Here is an 18,300-nt window from a genome sequence, read left to right as displayed (position 1 = left end):
TAGATTATGTCAACATTCAAAAGAGTACATCTGATCGTTATGGATTCTGTAGGGATCGGCGAAGCGCCGGATGCAGCAGAATTTGATGATTTTGATGTAGATACCTTCGGTCACATTGCACGTGAACGCGGAGGTCTGAAAATGCCTCACATGGCCAGTCTCGGACTGTCCAACATTAAAGAGATCGAGGGTGTCCCTGTAGCGGATGCACCAAAAGCGTATTACACCAAGATGCAGGAAGCATCCAGAGGCAAAGATACTATGACAGGTCACTGGGAGCTGATGGGTCTTTACATTGATACACCTTTCCGTGTGTTCGAGAATGGTTTTCCCGATGAGTTGATTCAGCGTATTGAAGAGAAAACGGGCCGCAAGGTGATTGGTAACAAACCGGCCAGCGGCACGGAAATTCTGGATGAGCTGGGTGCAGAGCATGTTGAAACTGGCGCGCTCATCGTCTACACATCCGCGGATTCGGTTCTGCAAATTGCAGCACATGAGGACGTTGTTCCACTGAAAGAGCTGTATGAGATCTGTGAGTTCTGCCGTGAAATTACACTAGAAGATCCGTATATGCTCGGCCGCATTATTGCACGTCCATTTGTAGGTGAAGCGGGTAACTGGAAACGTACTGCAAATCGTCATGACTATGCGCTTAAACCTTTTGGTCGTACGGTTATGAATGAACTGCAAGATAGCGGATTTGATGTGATTGCTTTGGGTAAAATCGCAGATATCTATGATGGCGAAGGTGTAACTAAGGCTGTTCGTACCGTCTCTAACATGGATGGCATGGACAAGTTGTCTGAAACGATGGATGAAGAGTTCACTGGACTCAGCTTCCTGAACCTGGTTGATTTTGATGCCCTGTACGGTCACCGTCGTGATCCGCAAGGTTATGCTCAGGCACTTGAAGACTATGATGCACGGCTGCCAGAGATTTTTGCCAAAATGACCAATGATGATCTGCTGCTGATCACAGCTGACCATGGTAACGATCCAACATACCGCGGTACAGACCATACACGTGAATATGTACCACTGCTTGCCTACTCTCCGCGCTTCAGCGAGGGCAAAAAGCTTGATCTGCGCAGCACATTTGCTGACCTTGGCGCAACCGTAGCCGAGAACTTTGGAGTGAAAATGCCGGAATACGGCACCAGCTTCCTGAAAGATTTGAAATAACTTTTTCAAAAACTGGATAGGGGAGGTCGGAGTAGCTGCGGCTGCTCCGGTCCTGCCATCATAATAGACTAATTTGTATAACTGGAGGAGATTCATTCATGAGTACACATATTGGAGCAAAACCCGGGGATATCGCAGAAACGATCCTTTTGCCAGGAGACCCTTTACGCGCGAAATATATTGCAGATACGTACCTTGAAGATGTTGTATGTTACAACGAAGTTCGTGGAATGCTCGGTTACACAGGTACATATCAAGGACACCGGATTTCGGTGCAAGGTTCAGGGATGGGAATTCCGTCCTTCGCAATCTATGCTAACGAATTGATCAGCGAATATGGCGTAAAAAACCTGATTCGTGTGGGTACTTGTGGCGGTATGCAGGAGCATGTACATGTACGTGACGTCATCCTTGCACAAGCAGCATGTACAGATTCCAGCATGAACAAACACGTATTCGGTGGATATGACTTCTCACCAATTGCTACGTTCTCCCTGCTGAAAGAAGCATATGACCGTGCAACAGCTAAAGGTATGAAAATTCACGTCGGTAACGTATTCAGCTCCGATTCTTTCTACCGCGATGACCGTTCCGTAACCGAGAAGTTGATGAAACACGGCGTACTCGGCGTAGAGATGGAAACAACAGCATTGTACACCATCGCTGCCAAGTTTGGTGTTAACGCACTGACCATCCTGACGGTAAGTGACCACTTGCTGACAGGCGAAGAAACATCTGCCGAAGAGCGTCAAAAAACGTTCAACGACATGATGGTAGTTGCCCTGGACACAGCAATCACACTGTAATTGTTATTCATAATCATTTGATTTTAATCGAAACTTTTGTTTTAAGCACGGAGTGAAGGAACCGGAATCGATTCTGAAGAAGCGAAGCGTTCGCCTTTGTCTCCGAGTTTTCTCCATTACAAATGGAATCAAAAAAACTTGGAGACAACAGCGATCTAAGGAACGATCCGGAGCCGTAACGACTAACAACAAAGTGTTCAATACAATCAATACACACACAAGGAGAGATCATCATGAGAATGGTAGACATTATTGCTAAGAAACGCGACGGAAAAGAACTGACAACGGCTGAGATTGATTTTGTTGTTCAAGGATACACACAAGGAGAAATCCCGGACTATCAAGTCAGCGCATGGGCGATGGCGGTATTCTTCAAAGATATGACAGACAAGGAACGCGCCGATCTGACGATGTCGATGGTGAATTCGGGTGAAACGATCGACCTGTCCGCTATCGAAGGCATCAAAGTAGACAAGCACTCCACAGGAGGAGTGGGCGATACAACAACACTGGTACTCGCTCCACTTGTTGCTGCGCTGGATGTTCCGGTTGCCAAAATGTCCGGACGTGGACTTGGTCACACGGGTGGTACAACAGACAAGCTGGAATCCGTTGCTGGTTTCCACGTAGAGCTTGAAAAAGAAGAGTTCATTCGTCTCGTAAACGAACACAAGGTTGCAGTTATCGGACAAAGTGGTAACCTTACGCCTGCAGACAAAAAGCTCTATGCACTGCGTGACGTAACAGCTACCGTTAACTCCATCCCACTGATCGCCAGCTCCATCATGAGCAAGAAAATTGCAGCAGGTGCAGATGCGATCGTGTTGGATGTTAAAACGGGTGCTGGTGCATTCATGAAAACAACGGAAGATGCTAAAGAACTGGCGCATGCCATGGTAAGCATCGGTAACAATGTTGGCCGTAAAACGATGGCTGTTATCTCCGATATGTCCCAACCACTGGGTCTGGCGATTGGTAACGCGCTTGAAGTAAAAGAAGCCATCCTCACACTGCAAGGTAAAGGTCCAAAAGATCTGGAAGAACTGTGTCTGGCACTTGGACGTCAGATGGTATTCCTTGCTGGCAAGGCAGATTCCTTGGAGCACGCTGAGGAGAAATTGAAAGAAGTGATCCAGAACGGTAAAGCCTTGGAGAAATTCAAAGATTTCCTGGCAAACCAAGGCGGAGACGCTTCGGTTGTGGATCATCCAGAGCGCTTGCCTCAAGCACAGTATCTGGTTGAAGTTCCAGCAGACAAAGATGGCTATGTTGCCGGAATCGTCGCTGACGAAATCGGAACTGCAGCAATGCTACTCGGCGCAGGCCGTGCAACGAAAGAGTCCGAGATCGATCTCGCGGTTGGTCTGATGCTGAACAAAAAAGTCGGTGATCCAGTCAAAGCTGGTGAGTCCCTCGTTACAATCCATGCCAATCGTGAAGACGTAGCAGATGTCATCGCGAAGATCAAAGAAAACATTACGATTGCGGATCATGCCGATGCTCCTGTATTGGTTCATGATATCGTAACGGAATAATACATTCCGAGCAGACGAGATGTAATCTCATGTCTGACTGAACATGAAAGCCTCGAAGCGATGTAATCCATCGCTTTGGGGCTTTTTTATATACGAAATATTAGATATGAACCTTATATTTTGTGAGATTATATTTACTCTTACTTCAATATTTGAGATAATATTTAAGTTATATTTTTCCTTTTGAGGAGGGTAGGAATCAGGTTAATATAATGATCATCAATAATAGCTCTTTTGAGATACGAGGCATCTCAAGAAAGCTAAATTCCACTCGTTAAAAAGGATAAAATGTTAGGTTTTTAAGCAAGTACATACTTTAGGAGGAATTTAAGTTGTTTAGGAATTTTCAGAAAACATTATTTAGAAGAACATTTATTGTGTTGAACGTTTTCATTTTATTGTTTGTAGCGACAGTTCAATTTAAAGCAGAGGCAGCCAATTCAAACTTTGCTTATGGTGAACTGGAAGCGGGAGCAATCATGCAATGGGGGGGGACAGCACTCCTAGCAGCAGCGGGAAATGCAACAAGTATTGATCCCGTTATTATGGAGCAAGTTCATCAATTTGGACAACAGGCATGGCAAGATGCAGATACATCTACAAAATTAGAAATTACGTCCTCCATTCAGGGGTACGGCGATTTATGGGGTACCAATAGAAAGTACAGTCTACAATGGTCCTCAGATGCGCAGATTTATTTGGTGAAAAAATGGAATGAATACTTCGGTGCAGGAGCCCTGATTAATGCTTCAAACAATAAAATAGATACAGTTGCTACAATTAATTCGGTTATTATGAATTCAATTGCTGATGCCAGAATGGCTGATACAGGGTTTTATCGAGACTTAGGATTCATAAAAAATGCGTTTGGTAAAGATATTTTCCTTAGAGGAGTTCAGATAGATTATCATGGAGCAATAAATATAAATTTTAATGAACCTTATACAATTCCGAGTGACAGCCCATTATTAAAAAAGAAGTTTCCCAACGCGCTTGTGGCTTATCGCGAAGCGGTGAAGGAGTTAGGTATCAAGCCTACATATCAAACGGTACAGCCTCGTTTTGGATTGCATCAGCATCCTTACACGCGTTATGAACCGTTAGCCTTCCCTGAAGAATTCCCAACGAGACTAACCCTTCCCGCCCTTAAAGGAATCGTTAATAACCAAGGTGTAATAACAACTCTCGAAAAACCAAACATTGGTCGGGTCGGAAACAGTTTAACAGGAGAAATCGCCATTAGTTATCCTACATATATTGGAGACACAGGCACGTTTACAAAGGCGGATTCCGTAACTCAGGCACCTCCAGAAGAACCGGTTAATGGAGGTGGGAATGGTAATGGAGAGGGAAGTTACAATGACACGCCTACTTATTCACCGCTTGATCTTATTGTATATAAAGCCATGGTGCAATTCATACAAGAATACCGAATTAATCATTCGAATAACCTGGACCAGCTACTGGAGTATATGAAATTAAATGATTCCGGCAAACCATCCAACAAGCAAGTTTGGAATGAGTGGTTGGGAAGCTTCACCAAATAAAGACTTGAAAACACACTATGAAATGTATAGTGTGTTTTTTTGTTTCATTATTTTAGGTTTCTTATAGCCTATCAGTTCTTCTTAATTGTTATTAAGCTTATCATACGCCATCACCGAATCCGCGTTGGTATAAATATAAGGCGTGGATGGCTCAGATACAGGTGTCACCTTTGTGGCCCGAATCTCAATCGTATCCTTACCGTTCACCTGTGCAGAGCCTATGCTGCCATCGATTTGTACCCAACTGTCTGTAGGAAAGCTATCCGCGTCGGGCATGTGAATCATTACACCGAAGGGGGCCGCATCAGCGGGGCAGCACATGACGAGAAATCGTCCCAGTGCAAAATGTGATTCATGATCCATGCTTTTGTCACGGTAGACAAACCCGGTTAACGAGATATCTTTTCCTGCAAATTGTCGCTGGAACATGTCGATTGTCCCGAGTGTTTCAGAGAAAATCTCGGGATAAACTTTAATGACGGGCTCAACATACAATATCTCTGCCAACTCAGCGAATTCGCGGCTGTACTCATCTGGAGGGACGAATTGTACTTTGGTAGCTGATGCAGACTGAACAGCCGTTGTTTGTTGTGTGAGATCTTGTACAGTTAATTGCGTTATAGGATCCGGTAAGGGTTCTTTGCGACGAATCTCGGGAGGGGCATAGGTGAGAGACATGCCTTTTTGGCTAGCCATGGAGCTGCCGAGAGCCCGGTCAGGTAACAGAAACCCCAGCAATAAGGGTATGGCAATCAGACCATATACCAACGAGCTGCGTAGGAAACCGGAAGGAGGTGGATGTTCACAATCGCAATGAACCTCGTTACTACTGAACAGTCCATGCCAGGCCATGATAACAGCAATAAACAATAAGGGAACAGGACAGCATAGCAGCAGTTTTTGCATCGTGGGTGCCAGATAATAATGAAGCGAATCACTTGAATTCAAGTGAATAATGTACACTGCCACCCCGCCGATCCAGCCTGCACGGATCAGGTTATGCCATTGGATGACGTGTGACCTTGGAACAGGAGGTTTGTTCATTGTATAGATAGTGTGGTTCATAATCATCACCTCATCTCTATTCATAGTCAGTATGAAAGTTCATGGGATTAACCATTCAGGTCATGAAGTATGTTGCTCAACCTTTATACCAGCAGGTTAATCAACCACGAGCCGGCGAAGACAAGCGTAATAATGGCTAGACTTAGACCAATAACAAACCGGGTACGGAAGGTGGAGAGCAGCATCAGGGTGCTTTTGAAATCCAGCATTGGACCAAGCACAAGGAAGGATACCAGCGGCCCCAGTGCAAATGTATGTGAGAACGCAGAAGCCACAAAAGCATCAGAAGTGGAGCAGAGAGACAGTACATAAGCAAATCCCATCATGAACACATAGGAGGCAACAGGACCATTACCAAGTGAGATCAGATCGCTGCGGCTAATGAATGTCTGGATGCAGGCTGTAATCAAGGCACCGATCACCAGATATTTGCTCATATCGACAAATTCGTCTCCGGCGTGAATGAAGAAGCTGCGCCAGTTTTTCACATGGTTGTGATCATGTGCATTTGCGTGCGCGTGAGGTTGCGCCATTTTAAAACCAGGATGCGTCTTAACCTCTGTCGCTGCGACTTTTGGCATCCGAAGGGGAATTCGACGAACAAACACATACACAAGCATGCCTATGGAAGCTGCTACAGCAAAGGCCAGTCCCATGCGGGCAATGGTAATCTCAGGATGGGAGGGAAAGGCGAGCAAGGTTGCGGTAAATACGATGGGATTGACTACGGGACCACTCAAGATGAATGTCACTGCGATATAGGCTGGCATGCCTTTGTGCATCAACCGTCTTACTACCGGGATCATGCCACATTCGCAGATGGGAAAAATAATACCGAGTAGTCCTGCAACCAGCACACCGCCGATCGGATTCTTGGGTGTGAGTTTGCGGACCATTTCTTCGGATACGAACCACTGCATGAGCGAGGACAATAGTACACCCATGAGCAGAAAAGGTGCGGCTTCAAGGAAAATACCTATGAATACGGTTTTCATATTTTGCAAAGCTTCACTGTTCCATGCTTCCTTCAGGTCTGGAGCCATTGTGATCAACACGGGAACAAGAAATGCACAAGGGATCAGGAAGGACAGGAGCTTCAAATTGGCTGCCATTTTCATGAAACAGACCTCCACAACTAGGACTTTGCTAAAATATATGCTTGTACGTGCAGCAACATACATCATTCCTATGTTCTAATCAACATTTTTACGATTAATCAAGATTCTTCATCATATTAGAGTTGACAACTAAAAGAAAACTGCGTATAGTTCGGATTGATCTTATTTAATAGTAATAATTACGATTAAAATTACAACTTAAACAGAGTGGAGGAAGCAGAAATGTCAGATCAACAGGTTCAACAGCGGGTTCCAGTAACCGTACTGAGTGGATATTTGGGTGCAGGCAAAACGACACTTCTCAATCATGTGCTTCATAACCGTGAGGGGATGCGTGTTGCTGTCATCGTCAATGATCTCAGTGAGGTTAATATCGATGCGGGTTTAATACGAGATGGTGGAGGATTATCGCGCATTGATGAGAAGCTTGTAGAGATGTCCAATGGTTGCATCTGCTGCACATTGCGGGAGGATCTGCTGAAAGAAGTCGAGCGGCTGGCGCTAGATGGTTCTTTTGACTACATATTGATTGAATCCACTGGGATTGGTGAGCCGGTACCTGTTGCGCAGACGTTTACGTATATCGACGAGGAACTCGGCATTGATTTGACGAAATTCACCCGTCTCGACACGATGGTTACGGTTGTTGATGCTGCCCAGTTCTGGCGTGATTTTTATTCCAAAGAAACACTGAAGGATCGTGGACAGGAAGCGGGGGAGGACGATGTTCGCGGAATCGTTCATCTGCTGACGGATCAGGTGGAATTCTGTGATGTGCTGATTCTGAACAAGTGTGATCTGGTATCGGAGGAAGAACTGACGAAGCTTGAGAAGGCACTACACGCCATGCAGCCGGAAGCCAAGCTCATTCGAACAACACATGGGCAGATTGATCCGAGAGAGATATTGAATACGGGACGTTTTGATTTTGAAAAAGCAAGCCAGTCCGCGGGTTGGATCCGCGAATTAATGAAAGAGGAACATACGCCGGAGACTGAAGAATATGGAATTCATTCATTTGTCTATCATCGTAAACGTCCATTCCACCCGGAACGCTTACTGCGTTGGATTGCGAAATGGCCAGATAACATCGTGCGATCCAAAGGTCTGATGTGGCTGGCGACAAGAAACCATATGGCGATCTCTTTCAGTCATGCAGGCACATCGAAGCAGCTTGCGCCAGCAGGAATATGGGTAGGTGCGATGAGTGAGGAGGAAAGGCAACTTCATTTTGGCGACACGCTGCCAAGCATACCGGACTGGGATGATGAGTGGGATGACCGGGTAACCAAATTAGTATTTATCGGCATCGATATGAACCGGGCGGAGATCGAACGTACATTGGATGAGACCCTTCTTACAGAGGAGGAGATGTTGATGAACTGGCGTGAACTGAAAGATCCTTTTCCAGCGTGGAGTTGAAGTGAAAAGAAAAGATCTTCAAGTGCAATAATGCCCCTGAAGATCAATGATTATATTGCATTAATGACTTTAGCTAAAGTACAAATCGCCAAGATAAAAATCACCGTTGCCACTTTTTTGCGGACTAAACACAAAGGTAAGGTACACTCCATAGGAACCCGTCCATCCTTGTGGATAATAAATGGCTTTGTAACTGTGTCTTGTTTTGGTTTTATCATCCATTGCAATCACTTTAAAATCAGCTGATTTCACATTAATCAACTGATCTGCATATTTAGTCAGCGTTTTTTTATCATTTGCTGCAATGATACCTTTGACTGTAGTCTTAAATTTATCTTTCTGGGATTGCTTACCCAGATCAAAAATGTCGATCTCGGGATTTTCAATAACTTTAGCATCTATGTATTTATCAAATTCACTAGTGCTACCTGTTTTAAGTGCTTTACCATACATTTTGATCAATGTTAAAGATTCTTTCTGCAATTTGACTATCATCTGAGCGTCAGTTCCAGTCATCTTGATTGAGCCAGAAGTGCTTGAGTTACTTGAACTACTTGGTTTACTTGAATCTTCAGAACCTTTGGTACCTGTACTGCTGTTATTACTTGAACTACTAGACTTACTGTTACCTGAATTAGTGATACTTACAACTTTGTTGCTAACATTCAGAGATACGTTGGCTCCGAGTGCTTCTGCTGTGGTATTTACAGGCAAGTATACATCACCGTCATATACCAGTGCATTCAGTTTGTCTCCAGCTTCATTCTTGGGTGTCCAAGACAGACCGTTTACTTTAAAGCTAATATTGCTGTCGAGTGCTGCTTCAATATCTTGAATTCCGTTTGAAGCTGCTACACCCAGGGCACCGAAAGCCAAACTGCATGCTACCAATGACCCAATAAAAGTTGATTTTTTGATCTTCATCTAGTTCCTCCGTAGGTAAAGTATAATGCTACCAAAGCAGTATATCATATGAAATTATATTGTGCATACAAAATTTTACTGTAACAGATATAGAGTTGACAAAAGAAAAGCCATAGACTAATATCATTAAATAGTAATAATTACGATTAAATAAGAGGAGGCAACAACCATGAGAGTCATTGTAACTTTAGCCTGCACCGAGTGCGGGGACCGCAACTATACAACAACCAAGAACAAACGTAACCATCCAGAGAGACTTGAGATGAAGAAGTACTCCCCACGTTTGAAGAAAATGACGATCCACCGGGAAACCAGATAAAATTTTTTTGTTATTTTTAAATCGTAATATTTACGAAAAGAGGGAAAGGCATGATACTATCCTCCATGCATGATGTTGTATTTGGATATGGCAAAGAGCCGGTCATTGATCAACTGTCGCTGGATATCCATGTGGGAGAGTTCATAGGCATCACAGGTCCCAATGGTTCTGCCAAAACAACCCTGTTAAAGCTGCTGCTGGGGCTATTGAAGCCCTGGAGCGGCACGATACATATGAGTCCGCAGTTGAAACGTGGGAACAAGTCCAATATCGGTTATGTGCCCCAGCAGGTGGCATCGTTTAATAGTGGATTTCCCAGTACGGTGAATGAACTGGTCCGGTCCGGGTGTTACACCAGGCTGGGATTATTCCGCAGATTCACAGCAGAGCAGGATGCCATCGTTGAACGCAGTTTGCGGGAAGTTGGCATGTGGGAATATCGGAATACACGCGTCGGTGAGCTGTCTGGTGGACAGAAGCAGCGGATCTGTATTGCCAGAGCTATGGCTGGGCAACCGCAAGTTCTGGTACTGGATGAGCCAACAACGGGAATGGACCGCCACAGCCGTGAAGGATTTTACAATCTGATGCGCCACTATGCTGATGTTCATGGGTTAACGATTATTATGGTTACTCACGGACTGGAAGAGATGGGGAATCGATTGGATCGTACGATTACTCTGGAGCGGCAAGAAAGTGAGGAATGGCAGTGTTTGAGTACGAATTCATGCAACGTGCCTTCTGGGCAGGTGGACTGATTGGAGTCATCGCTCCAATTCTCGGGGTTTATCTGATGCTCAGGAGGCAGGTCCTAATGGCAGACACGTTATCCCATGTCTCACTCGCAGGGGTGGCGCTCGGTTCAGTCATGAATCTTAACCCGGTGATCTGCGGATTCGCCGTTGCAATTATCGGTGCCTTACTGGTTGAACAACTGCGGCGAAGTTACCGAACCTACAGCGAGGTACCTGTGGCGATCATCATGACTTCGGGGCTGGCTCTTGCTGTGGTATTGATGAGTCTCAAAACCAATCTGTCCAAGACCTTCAGCTCATACTTATTTGGATCTATTGTCGCGGTTAGCGATATGCAGTTGTGGATGATGGCGGGAGTATGTGTCATTGGTTTACTTTTTTTCATCTTACTCCGAAGACCGCTCTATAGCTTTACGTTTGATGAAGAGACAGCTTCCATTGGAGGCGTTCAGGTGAGAGGTTTATCGTTTGCATTTGCCATTCTGACAGGAATGACTGTAGCTTCAGCCATGCCCATCGTTGGTGTGTTGCTGGTTTCTGCTCTTATTGTATTGCCTGCTGCCTTGGCACTAAGAGTGTCTCGCAGTTTTACAGCAGCGATGATCGTCGCGGTAATCACGGGGGTAATCGGTATTTTTAGCGGACTGACAACATCTTACCATCTAAATACACCACCGGGAGGAACGATTGCTCTCATCCTGTTGGTCTTCCTATTGACTGGAATATCAGCGCAAAAGCTGATTGCACGATACAACCGCAAGCGTCACCGTAAAGAAACGAAATCACAGCACGTCATTCTGGTCAACCATTCTAGGAGGAATACATCACATGAAATTCAGTAAAAAAGCTACGCTCGGATTGTTGTTTAGTCTTACACTTATCGTCGCAGGCTGCGGACAAAAATCCGCTTCTGATACAAATACAGCTTCGACGGGCACTTCCGTTCCAGTCGAGAGTGAAGCAGCAAAATTAAACGTGCAGGTCAGTTTCTACCCGATGTATGAGTTCACCAAAAACGTGGCAGGTGATCTGGCCGATGTGCATACACTCGTTCCAGCAGGAATGGAGCCCCATGATTGGGAGCCTACACCACAGGACATTGCCAGCATTGAGAAAGCGGATGTGCTTGTATACAACGGTGCCGGTATGGAATCATGGATTGATCAGGTCACCGGAAGTCTGAGTAACACTTCACTCATTCAAGCGGAAGCAAGCAAGGGCATCAACCTTCTTGAAGGTGGAGAGCATGATCACCATCATGAAGATTCAGAGGCAACAGAACATGACCACGATCATGCAGATGAAGCAACTGCTGAAGAACAACACGATCATGATCATGACGCCGAGGCAGAAGAAGGACATGTACATGATCATGGTGGACTCGATCCCCATGTGTGGCTGTCACCTGCATTGGCTGTAAAGGAAGTGCGCAATATTGAAGCTGGTTTGGCGCAGGCTGCCCCGGAACATGCTGAACAGTTCAAGCAGAATGCAGATGCTTACATTGCTCAACTGGAGTCACTGGATCAGGACTTCAAGGCGGCTGTGACGGATAGCAAACGCAAAGATTTCATCACACAACACGCTGCATTTGGCTACCTTGCCAAGGAATATGGATTGCAACAGGTGCCCATCGCAGGATTGTCTCCTGAGCAAGAACCTTCGGCAGCACAGATGGCATCTGTCATTGATTTTGCGAAAGAGCATCAGGTGAAAACGATTTTCTTCGAAACACTGGTTTCATCCAAAGTGTCTGAGACGATCGCAAGTGAAGTGGGGGCCAAAACGGCTGTACTGAACCCGATAGAGGGACTCACCGAGGAAGAAATTGCGGCGGGAATGGACTACATTAGCGTGATGAGACAAAATTTGGAGGCTCTGAAACTGGCGCTGAACGAATAATAAAAGATCGATTTGATGCCTCTCACCGAAAAAGGTACAATAATACAACATGCTGAGGAATGGACCGCCATTCCTTTGCCTTTTTGCAAAGCAGAGAGCACAGTGATGTGCTCTCTGCTTTGTTGAATAAGGTGACCGGATCGAGGAGAACAGGAGGACGCATTGCATGAATTTAAATGAGGAACATGAATTGCTGTTAAGTGAACAGCCTGCCCATCTGTGGAGACGGCGTAAGCTGGAGCTGATGCACTGGACGGAACGTGATAAACATACGGTATCCGCGAAGAAAACAGAGATTTGGAACGGTGTTGAAGTTGATGCCGAGCTTGTGAAGACATTGTCCATACTTCAGAGTGCGGGCGTGAGGACGGAATTTTCATGTGCAGGGGTGAGTCCGCTTGATGAACCTGTCGATCATTCCCTTTATGCTTATGTTACCCTGATACAAAGTGAGGTTGCAGATCAATTCGTGCACTATGCTCTCCGTCGGATGCGGAATCGACTGCTCGTTACGCTAGAGGCCGAAAAGGGCCGCTATGATCTATCTTCTTTTTTCATTGGACACAATCGGAGCTTCTGCTGGTGGATGGAGCACTGTGCCTTACAGTTCGGAAGCCGAAACGAATCGAGTGAAAAAAGCGTAGTATAAAGAATAGGCTTGTTTACTTGAAGGTAAGGGAGGTTTAACACGATTGAATAAGTGGGTCAAAACGATACTTTTTCTACTAGGCTCCGTCTTTCTTACACGATTCATCCCATTTTCGTCCTTGTTCCGTAACCTGGATACGATGATTCACGAATTCGGTCATGCACTAATGACACTGGTATTGTCCGGCAAAGTGCTGCGCATTGAATTATACGCTGATCATAGTGGTGTAACTTACTCTTCCATGCTGACGCCAGGCAGATCGATCCTGGTTTCTCTGGCGGGATATATCAGTGCATCTCTGTTCGCCTTACTGTTGTTTTACTTATACCGCAAAGGCTTGCACATGTGGGGACTTGGTATTATGACGGCTGTCGCTCTGGTGTCGCTCCTGTTATATGTAAGAGGGGAGTTCGGCATGTTATGGCTGACCGGGTTCATCGTACTGAACGTTGTCATTATGATTTTTGGCGCCAAGATCGTGAAGTTCTATTATCTGTTACTGGCGTTTCTTACGCTGGAAGAGTCGGTTGTTAGTGCGGTATACGTTGGACTGATGTCCTGGACTCAACCTTCACGGGCAGGGGATGCGGCGAATCTCGCTCAGCAGACATTCCTTCCGGCGCTATTCTGGGGAACGCTGTTTGCTTTGTTTGCACTATGGTGTGCCAAGGGAGCACTCAGTCTCTTTTTCCGCAAAGAAGGTACTTCGCGATCGTCACGGTCTCGGGGATTACGAAGAGCGTAACGGATATAAAGTTATATAAAAGCAAAGAAGGCACTTCTTTTCTTTATGAAAGGAAAGTGCCTTTTCTTTTTGGACTTACATCTGATATTAAAGTCTGATAATAAAGATTATTGAACCTAATCTCCAAGATTATCCCATAACACATAAAAGTAATAAATCTCTTCCATAATCGCCTTATCATCCTCTGCCGCAACGCCGCCCTTGATCCGAGCAAGCGTGCCCAGAATATCATATATCGTTTCACGTTCCACACTGAACTGAATGCGGTTAACGACTTTATCCCAGGCCTTCATTGCGTAATCAACTTGAGACTTGGCTTCAGTCCATTTTTTGCTCTCAACCTGTTTCTCTAACGTTTGTATAGATTCAAGCAAGCGATCATCGGTGCCAAAGGGCTTTTTGAGAAAGGATCCGCTAGCCATAATTGCAACGAACACAAGAATGAGGAAGATCGGAAGCACATATAACAGCCAGAAACGCGTTTTCATTCAACCGCCTCCTTGATGTGAAGAGTTTAGAAAGGCCCCTCATAATCGCCCATATCGATTTTTTCGGTGATTTTATCCTTGAACAGATCAACATACAATTTGTCATTGGGCAGTATGGCGGCAAAAGCAATATCCTGTATCGTGATCTTTTGTTTCTTAAGCTGCTCGCTGAGCCAGTTGATATCTTTGTTTCTTTCCTCCAGATTTTGCTTAATCAGCAGGCCATCAATGATAATCTCGGTCATCAGCTTGCTCTTGGGCGGGTGCATATGCATATCTTTGGCGGTTACAGGCTGATTCTCAGGTTTCAAAACAACCGAGAGGCTACCATCCGGCTCCAGAATCGCATAATCCAAAGTCGTAATATCAAATACATCCTTTTGCCGCAGCATCATGGTCAATTCATCAAATTTGACTCGCATTTTACTCAGGTTCTGTTCAAGAATTTTACCGTTTTGGATGATCAATGTGGGGTCAGAGTCCATTAGTTTAGAGATGGTTCGATTCTTCAGTGTAATGTACTGAAAGATGATCGTAATGATTGTGAAAATGGTCAAGGCCACAAAATGAATCCACGCCTTGGACGAAAGATCGGTTGCAAACGTACCCGCAATGGAACCAATTGTAATGCCGTTAATGTAATCAAAATACGTCAAGTTACCCATCTGCTGCTTTCCTAGTACCCTTGTATAGATGATCAGGGTCAGAAAGGCAATAATAGACCGTACAGCAACAACCCATGTTTCTTCCATCATGTATGTATCACCTTCCTTTATTTCACCGTAGCTGTATTAAGAGGTTGTTTAAAAAGTTTGCTTTCGAACAGGTATTATAACAAGCTTTTCCTATGCTGGAGGATCTTATGCTTGAACGCAAAAAACCGAAACCTGGGTATGTATCCCAAGCTTCGGTCTCTATAAATTCTCTATATTAGTTGAACTGATTCATTTACACGTTAATCCTTATACACCGGAATACGCCATAAATCCGCCATCTACCGGAATGACTGTGCCAGTGACAAAGCCGGATTGTCTTTCATCCGCAAGCCACATCAATGTGCCAAGCAGGTCTTCCGGTTTGCCAAAGCGGCGCATGGGTGTATGAGCAATAATTTTACTGGAACGTTCCGTTGGTGAGCCGTCTGGTTGCAGTAATAGATTACGGTTTTGCTCAGTCAGGAAAAATCCGGGTGCAATAGCGTTGACACGAATTCCGGATTCGGCCAGATGAACGGCGAGCCACTGCGTGAAGTTGTTAATGGCTGCCTTCGCAGCGCTATACGCAGGAACTTTCGTCATGGGCGATGGGGCGCTCATGGAAGAAATGTTTATGACAGTAGCGGGAACATCGCGCTCTATCATATGTTTTGCAAAGATCTGAGTAGGGATGAGAGAACCGACAAAATTCAAATCCATCACCTGACGAAATCCCTCTACACTTACATCGAAAAATGTAGTGACATCGTTCTTTTCCAGATCTTCCAATCTGAAAATTTCATTCGTGGTGTTGGCACTGGCGTTATTGCCACCCGCGCCATTGATCAGAATATCACATGGTCCGAGCTGTTCCAGCACCGCATCTGCCGCTGCTTGCACACTATCGGCCTGGGTTACGTCACAGGCAATAGCAATCGCTTTGCCACCGGCAGCTTCTATCGCAGATACAACTTCCTGTCCCTTGGACACCGTGCGGTTCAGGATGGCTACACTTGCACCGTGCCGAGCGAGTTCTTCCGCCATGGAGCGGCATAATACTCCAGCACCTCCGGTGATTACAGCTGTTCTGCCTTCAAGACGAGATGAGCGTTCATATTGGTGTTCACTCATGCTTTTGCCCTCCTTTGCAGGGAATCCCAGACGCCCCAGAGATACATGATCCCCAAAGCCCGGTCATAGAGTCCATAACCAGGTCGGCACTGTTCTCCCCAGAGGTGACGACCATGGTCGGGTCTTGCATAACCTTCATAACCGATATCATGATAAGCCTCAACAACCCCCGCAATATCGACGCTTCCATCTTGACTGCGGTGTGACGTTTCAATAAAGTCGCCGTTTTCGTAGATTTTGACATTACGAATGTGGGCAAATGGAATCCGATCCTTGAACTCGTGTATCATCCCGATAATGTCATTATCAGCATTCGCTCCCAAAGAGCCACTGCATAGTGTCACGCTGTTGTAAGGGCTATCATAAAGATTCAAATATTTCCGAACATTCTCCTGACTTGTAATAATCTTTGGTAATCCAAAGATTGGCCATGGCGGGTCATCTGGATGGATGGCCATTCGAATCCCCAGCCGTTCGGCTGTAGGCATAATCTCTTGCAGGAAATAACGTGCGTGCTCCCACATATGATCCTCGGTTACATCCTTGTAGGCTTCGAACAGACCTGTTAAATACTGCAATCGTTCCGGTTCCCAACCTGGCATGGTGAGTGCGGAGTTTTCCGTAATGCGTCGAACGAGTTCTAGAGGTTCTATATCTGCAAGTTTACTGTGCTCATAGAAGAGGGCAGTTGAGCCATCCTCCATTTCCTTGTGCATATCCGTGCGAAGCCAGTCGAAGATCGGCATAAAGTTGTAACAGATGACCTTCACACCAACTTGAGCCAGTTTCTCCATTGTTTTAATATAGTTCGCAATGTATTTATCCCTTGATGGCAGGCCCAACTTGATATCCTCATGGATGTTCACACTCTCAACGACATCCAGATGTAACCCGGCCTTGTCTGCTGCTGTTTTGACAGCGAGTATTTTGTCCATTGGCCATTCCTCGCCAGCAGGAACATCGTGCAGTGCCCACACAATACCTTCAACACCCGGAATCTGCCGGATATGATCCAGCGTTACCGTATCATTGCCTTCGCCGAACCAGCGAAAAACCATTCTCATCACGTTCACCTCATCATGAATAGTAGGAAGAAAAATTCAGTCATTGAAAATAGGACGGATATGTATCCTGCAGGACAGCCAAATCGGTGACAGTTAAATGCAAGTGTTCCTGCATCAGTCGCTCTGCTGTGTCGGCATCATGCTGCTGAATGGCCTTGACCATAGACCGGTGCTGTTCAATCAGGTGATCCCACTGGTGGTCCGAGGACAGGCGTAACATGCGACTTCGATTCAAATGTACATTCATCTGCTGGATAACAGTCCAGGTGTTGCTTTTGTTGCAGCCTGCAAAAAGAGTGCTATGGAATTCCTCATCCAATTGGAACATTCGTTCATCATCCGGTTTGACCCTGCATTCCTGTTGCCACGCAAGGTTCTGTTCAAGAGCGACCATCTGTTCGTTCGGAAAGTTCTCGCAGGCGAGCCTGATTACGGCTCGTTCGAGCTGTTCACGCATGAACCGTGCTTCCTCAACGAGATCGACCTGAATCAGAGAGACGTATGTGCCACGCTGTGGATACACTTCCAGCAGACCTTCCTGTGCAAGTCTTACAAAACTTTCTCGAACAGGTGTCCGGCTTACCTGGAACTCCAGCGAAATTTCCTTCTCAGAAATAGCTGTTCCCGGAGGCATTTTCAAACTCAAAATGAGTTGTTTCAGCGTGAAGTAAACGACATCTCGCGTTGAGTAAGATTGCTTATTATTCATGGAAGACATATTGCTCGCAACAGGCAACAAACCGGCTTTGGATGATAACTTTGGGGTATATTCCACAACTTCAACTCCTTCAATGACATACTACCATACTTGTATGGTAGTATGGAAGCGCTTTATAAGCATTATATTAAATTTAGTTGATGGTTCACTTGCAGTTCAAGTGATTAAAGAGTACAATTCAGTCATTAGGTTCGAATGTTTAAACCAACAGACATCAAACAGATAAAATAGA

19 protein-coding genes are annotated in these 18,300 nt (G+C 45.4%); 11 read left to right on the top strand and 8 right to left on the bottom strand.

What is annotated here, in order from left to right:
* The first annotated feature begins 6 nt into the window (after nt 1-6).
* From deoB to CXK86_RS13725, 4 genes are all read left to right on the top strand, one after another.
* Nucleotides 7-1,185, top strand: a complete 1,179-nt coding sequence (gene deoB, locus CXK86_RS13740) for a phosphopentomutase (RefSeq protein WP_047843308.1) — start codon at nt 7-9, stop codon at nt 1,183-1,185.
* A 98-nt stretch (nt 1,186-1,283) separates the two neighbouring features.
* The gene (deoD, locus tag CXK86_RS13735) at nt 1,284-1,991 is read left to right on the top strand and encodes a purine-nucleoside phosphorylase (protein ID WP_076250399.1); all 708 of its coding nucleotides are present in this window, start codon (nt 1,284-1,286) and stop codon (nt 1,989-1,991) included.
* 233 nt (nt 1,992-2,224) lie between these two features.
* Complete coding sequence (locus CXK86_RS13730; protein WP_076250401.1) at nt 2,225-3,526, top strand: pyrimidine-nucleoside phosphorylase; 1,302 nt, start codon at nt 2,225-2,227, stop codon at nt 3,524-3,526.
* Nucleotides 3,527-3,858: 332 nt separating this feature from the next.
* Nucleotides 3,859-5,073, top strand: a complete 1,215-nt coding sequence (locus CXK86_RS13725; RefSeq protein WP_076250402.1) for a hypothetical protein — start codon at nt 3,859-3,861, stop codon at nt 5,071-5,073.
* 81 nt (nt 5,074-5,154) lie between these two features.
* Here the strand turns inward: CXK86_RS13725 and CXK86_RS13720 are convergent, their stop codons facing one another.
* Nucleotides 5,155-6,138: a TIGR03943 family putative permease subunit gene (locus tag CXK86_RS13720; RefSeq protein ID WP_083684359.1), complete on the bottom strand. Its 984-nt coding sequence runs from the start codon at nt 6,136-6,138 to the stop codon at nt 5,155-5,157.
* 83 nt (nt 6,139-6,221) lie between these two features.
* Nucleotides 6,222-7,256 carry a permease gene (locus CXK86_RS13715; protein WP_076250405.1) on the bottom strand — a complete coding sequence of 345 codons (1,035 nt, stop codon included), beginning with the start codon at nt 7,254-7,256 and terminating at the stop codon, nt 6,222-6,224.
* Between the two features lie 222 nt (nt 7,257-7,478).
* On the opposite strand from CXK86_RS13715, the gene CXK86_RS13710 reads away from it, so the two are divergent.
* Nucleotides 7,479-8,678: a GTP-binding protein gene (locus CXK86_RS13710; protein WP_076250407.1), complete on the top strand. Its 1,200-nt coding sequence runs from the start codon at nt 7,479-7,481 to the stop codon at nt 8,676-8,678.
* 69 nt (nt 8,679-8,747) lie between these two features.
* Here CXK86_RS13710 and CXK86_RS13705 read toward each other — a convergent pair whose 3' ends face one another.
* On the bottom strand, nt 8,748-9,602 hold the full coding sequence (locus CXK86_RS13705; protein WP_076250410.1) for a stalk domain-containing protein: 855 nt from the start codon (nt 9,600-9,602) through the stop codon (nt 8,748-8,750).
* Between the two features lie 169 nt (nt 9,603-9,771).
* Here CXK86_RS13705 and rpmG point away from each other — a divergent pair, with 169 nt between their 5' ends.
* The 6 genes from rpmG to CXK86_RS13675 all read left to right on the top strand — a co-directional run bounded on the left by rpmG (nt 9,772) and on the right by CXK86_RS13675 (nt 13,972).
* On the top strand, nt 9,772-9,921 hold the full coding sequence (rpmG, locus tag CXK86_RS13700; protein WP_036613813.1) for a 50S ribosomal protein L33: 150 nt from the start codon (nt 9,772-9,774) through the stop codon (nt 9,919-9,921).
* Nucleotides 9,922-9,971: 50 nt separating this feature from the next.
* On the top strand, nt 9,972-10,679 hold the full coding sequence (locus tag CXK86_RS13695; RefSeq protein WP_076250412.1) for a metal ABC transporter ATP-binding protein: 708 nt from the start codon (nt 9,972-9,974) through the stop codon (nt 10,677-10,679).
* Complete coding sequence (locus CXK86_RS13690) at nt 10,625-11,518, top strand: metal ABC transporter permease (protein WP_076250414.1); 894 nt, start codon at nt 10,625-10,627, stop codon at nt 11,516-11,518. The genes CXK86_RS13695 and CXK86_RS13690 overlap by 55 nt, the downstream gene beginning before the upstream one ends.
* The gene (locus CXK86_RS13685) at nt 11,505-12,578 is read left to right on the top strand and encodes a metal ABC transporter substrate-binding protein (RefSeq protein ID WP_076250417.1); all 1,074 of its coding nucleotides are present in this window, start codon (nt 11,505-11,507) and stop codon (nt 12,576-12,578) included. Before CXK86_RS13690 ends, CXK86_RS13685 begins: the two co-directional genes overlap by 14 nt.
* A gap of 166 nt (nt 12,579-12,744) precedes the next feature.
* Nucleotides 12,745-13,227 carry a hypothetical protein gene (locus CXK86_RS13680; protein ID WP_076250420.1) on the top strand — a complete coding sequence of 161 codons (483 nt, stop codon included), beginning with the start codon at nt 12,745-12,747 and terminating at the stop codon, nt 13,225-13,227.
* Nucleotides 13,228-13,270: 43 nt separating this feature from the next.
* Nucleotides 13,271-13,972 (top strand): M50 family metallopeptidase, encoded by a 702-nt coding sequence (locus CXK86_RS13675; protein ID WP_076250422.1) that lies wholly within the window; start codon nt 13,271-13,273, stop codon nt 13,970-13,972.
* 116 nt (nt 13,973-14,088) lie between these two features.
* On the opposite strand, the gene CXK86_RS13670 is transcribed toward CXK86_RS13675, so the two are convergent.
* The 5 genes from CXK86_RS13670 to CXK86_RS13650 all read right to left on the bottom strand — a co-directional run bounded on the left by CXK86_RS13670 (nt 14,089) and on the right by CXK86_RS13650 (nt 18,068).
* A complete protein-coding gene (locus tag CXK86_RS13670) occupies nt 14,089-14,460 on the bottom strand; it encodes a DUF4363 family protein (protein ID WP_076250424.1) in 372 nt (123 codons plus the stop codon).
* A 26-nt stretch (nt 14,461-14,486) separates the two neighbouring features.
* The gene (locus CXK86_RS13665; protein WP_083684362.1) at nt 14,487-15,215 is read right to left on the bottom strand and encodes a DUF421 domain-containing protein; all 729 of its coding nucleotides are present in this window, start codon (nt 15,213-15,215) and stop codon (nt 14,487-14,489) included.
* A 207-nt stretch (nt 15,216-15,422) separates the two neighbouring features.
* A complete protein-coding gene (locus CXK86_RS13660) occupies nt 15,423-16,286 on the bottom strand; it encodes an SDR family oxidoreductase (RefSeq protein WP_076250426.1) in 864 nt (287 codons plus the stop codon).
* A complete protein-coding gene (gene uxuA, locus CXK86_RS13655) occupies nt 16,283-17,350 on the bottom strand; it encodes a mannonate dehydratase (RefSeq protein ID WP_017688206.1) in 1,068 nt (355 codons plus the stop codon). Before uxuA ends, CXK86_RS13660 begins: the two co-directional genes overlap by 4 nt.
* Before the next feature lie 40 nt (nt 17,351-17,390).
* Nucleotides 17,391-18,068, bottom strand: coding sequence for a GntR family transcriptional regulator (locus CXK86_RS13650; protein ID WP_026081054.1), 678 nt, complete (start codon nt 18,066-18,068; stop codon nt 17,391-17,393).
* Between the last annotated feature and the right edge of the window lie 232 nt (nt 18,069-18,300).

It is taken from the genome of Paenibacillus sp. BGI2013, from assembly GCF_002843485.1.
Taxonomy (GTDB): domain Bacteria; phylum Bacillota; class Bacilli; order Paenibacillales; family Paenibacillaceae; genus Paenibacillus; species Paenibacillus amylolyticus.
The sequence above is the reverse complement of the archived record's forward strand: the minus strand, read 5'-3'. Positions and strand labels throughout refer to the sequence as shown.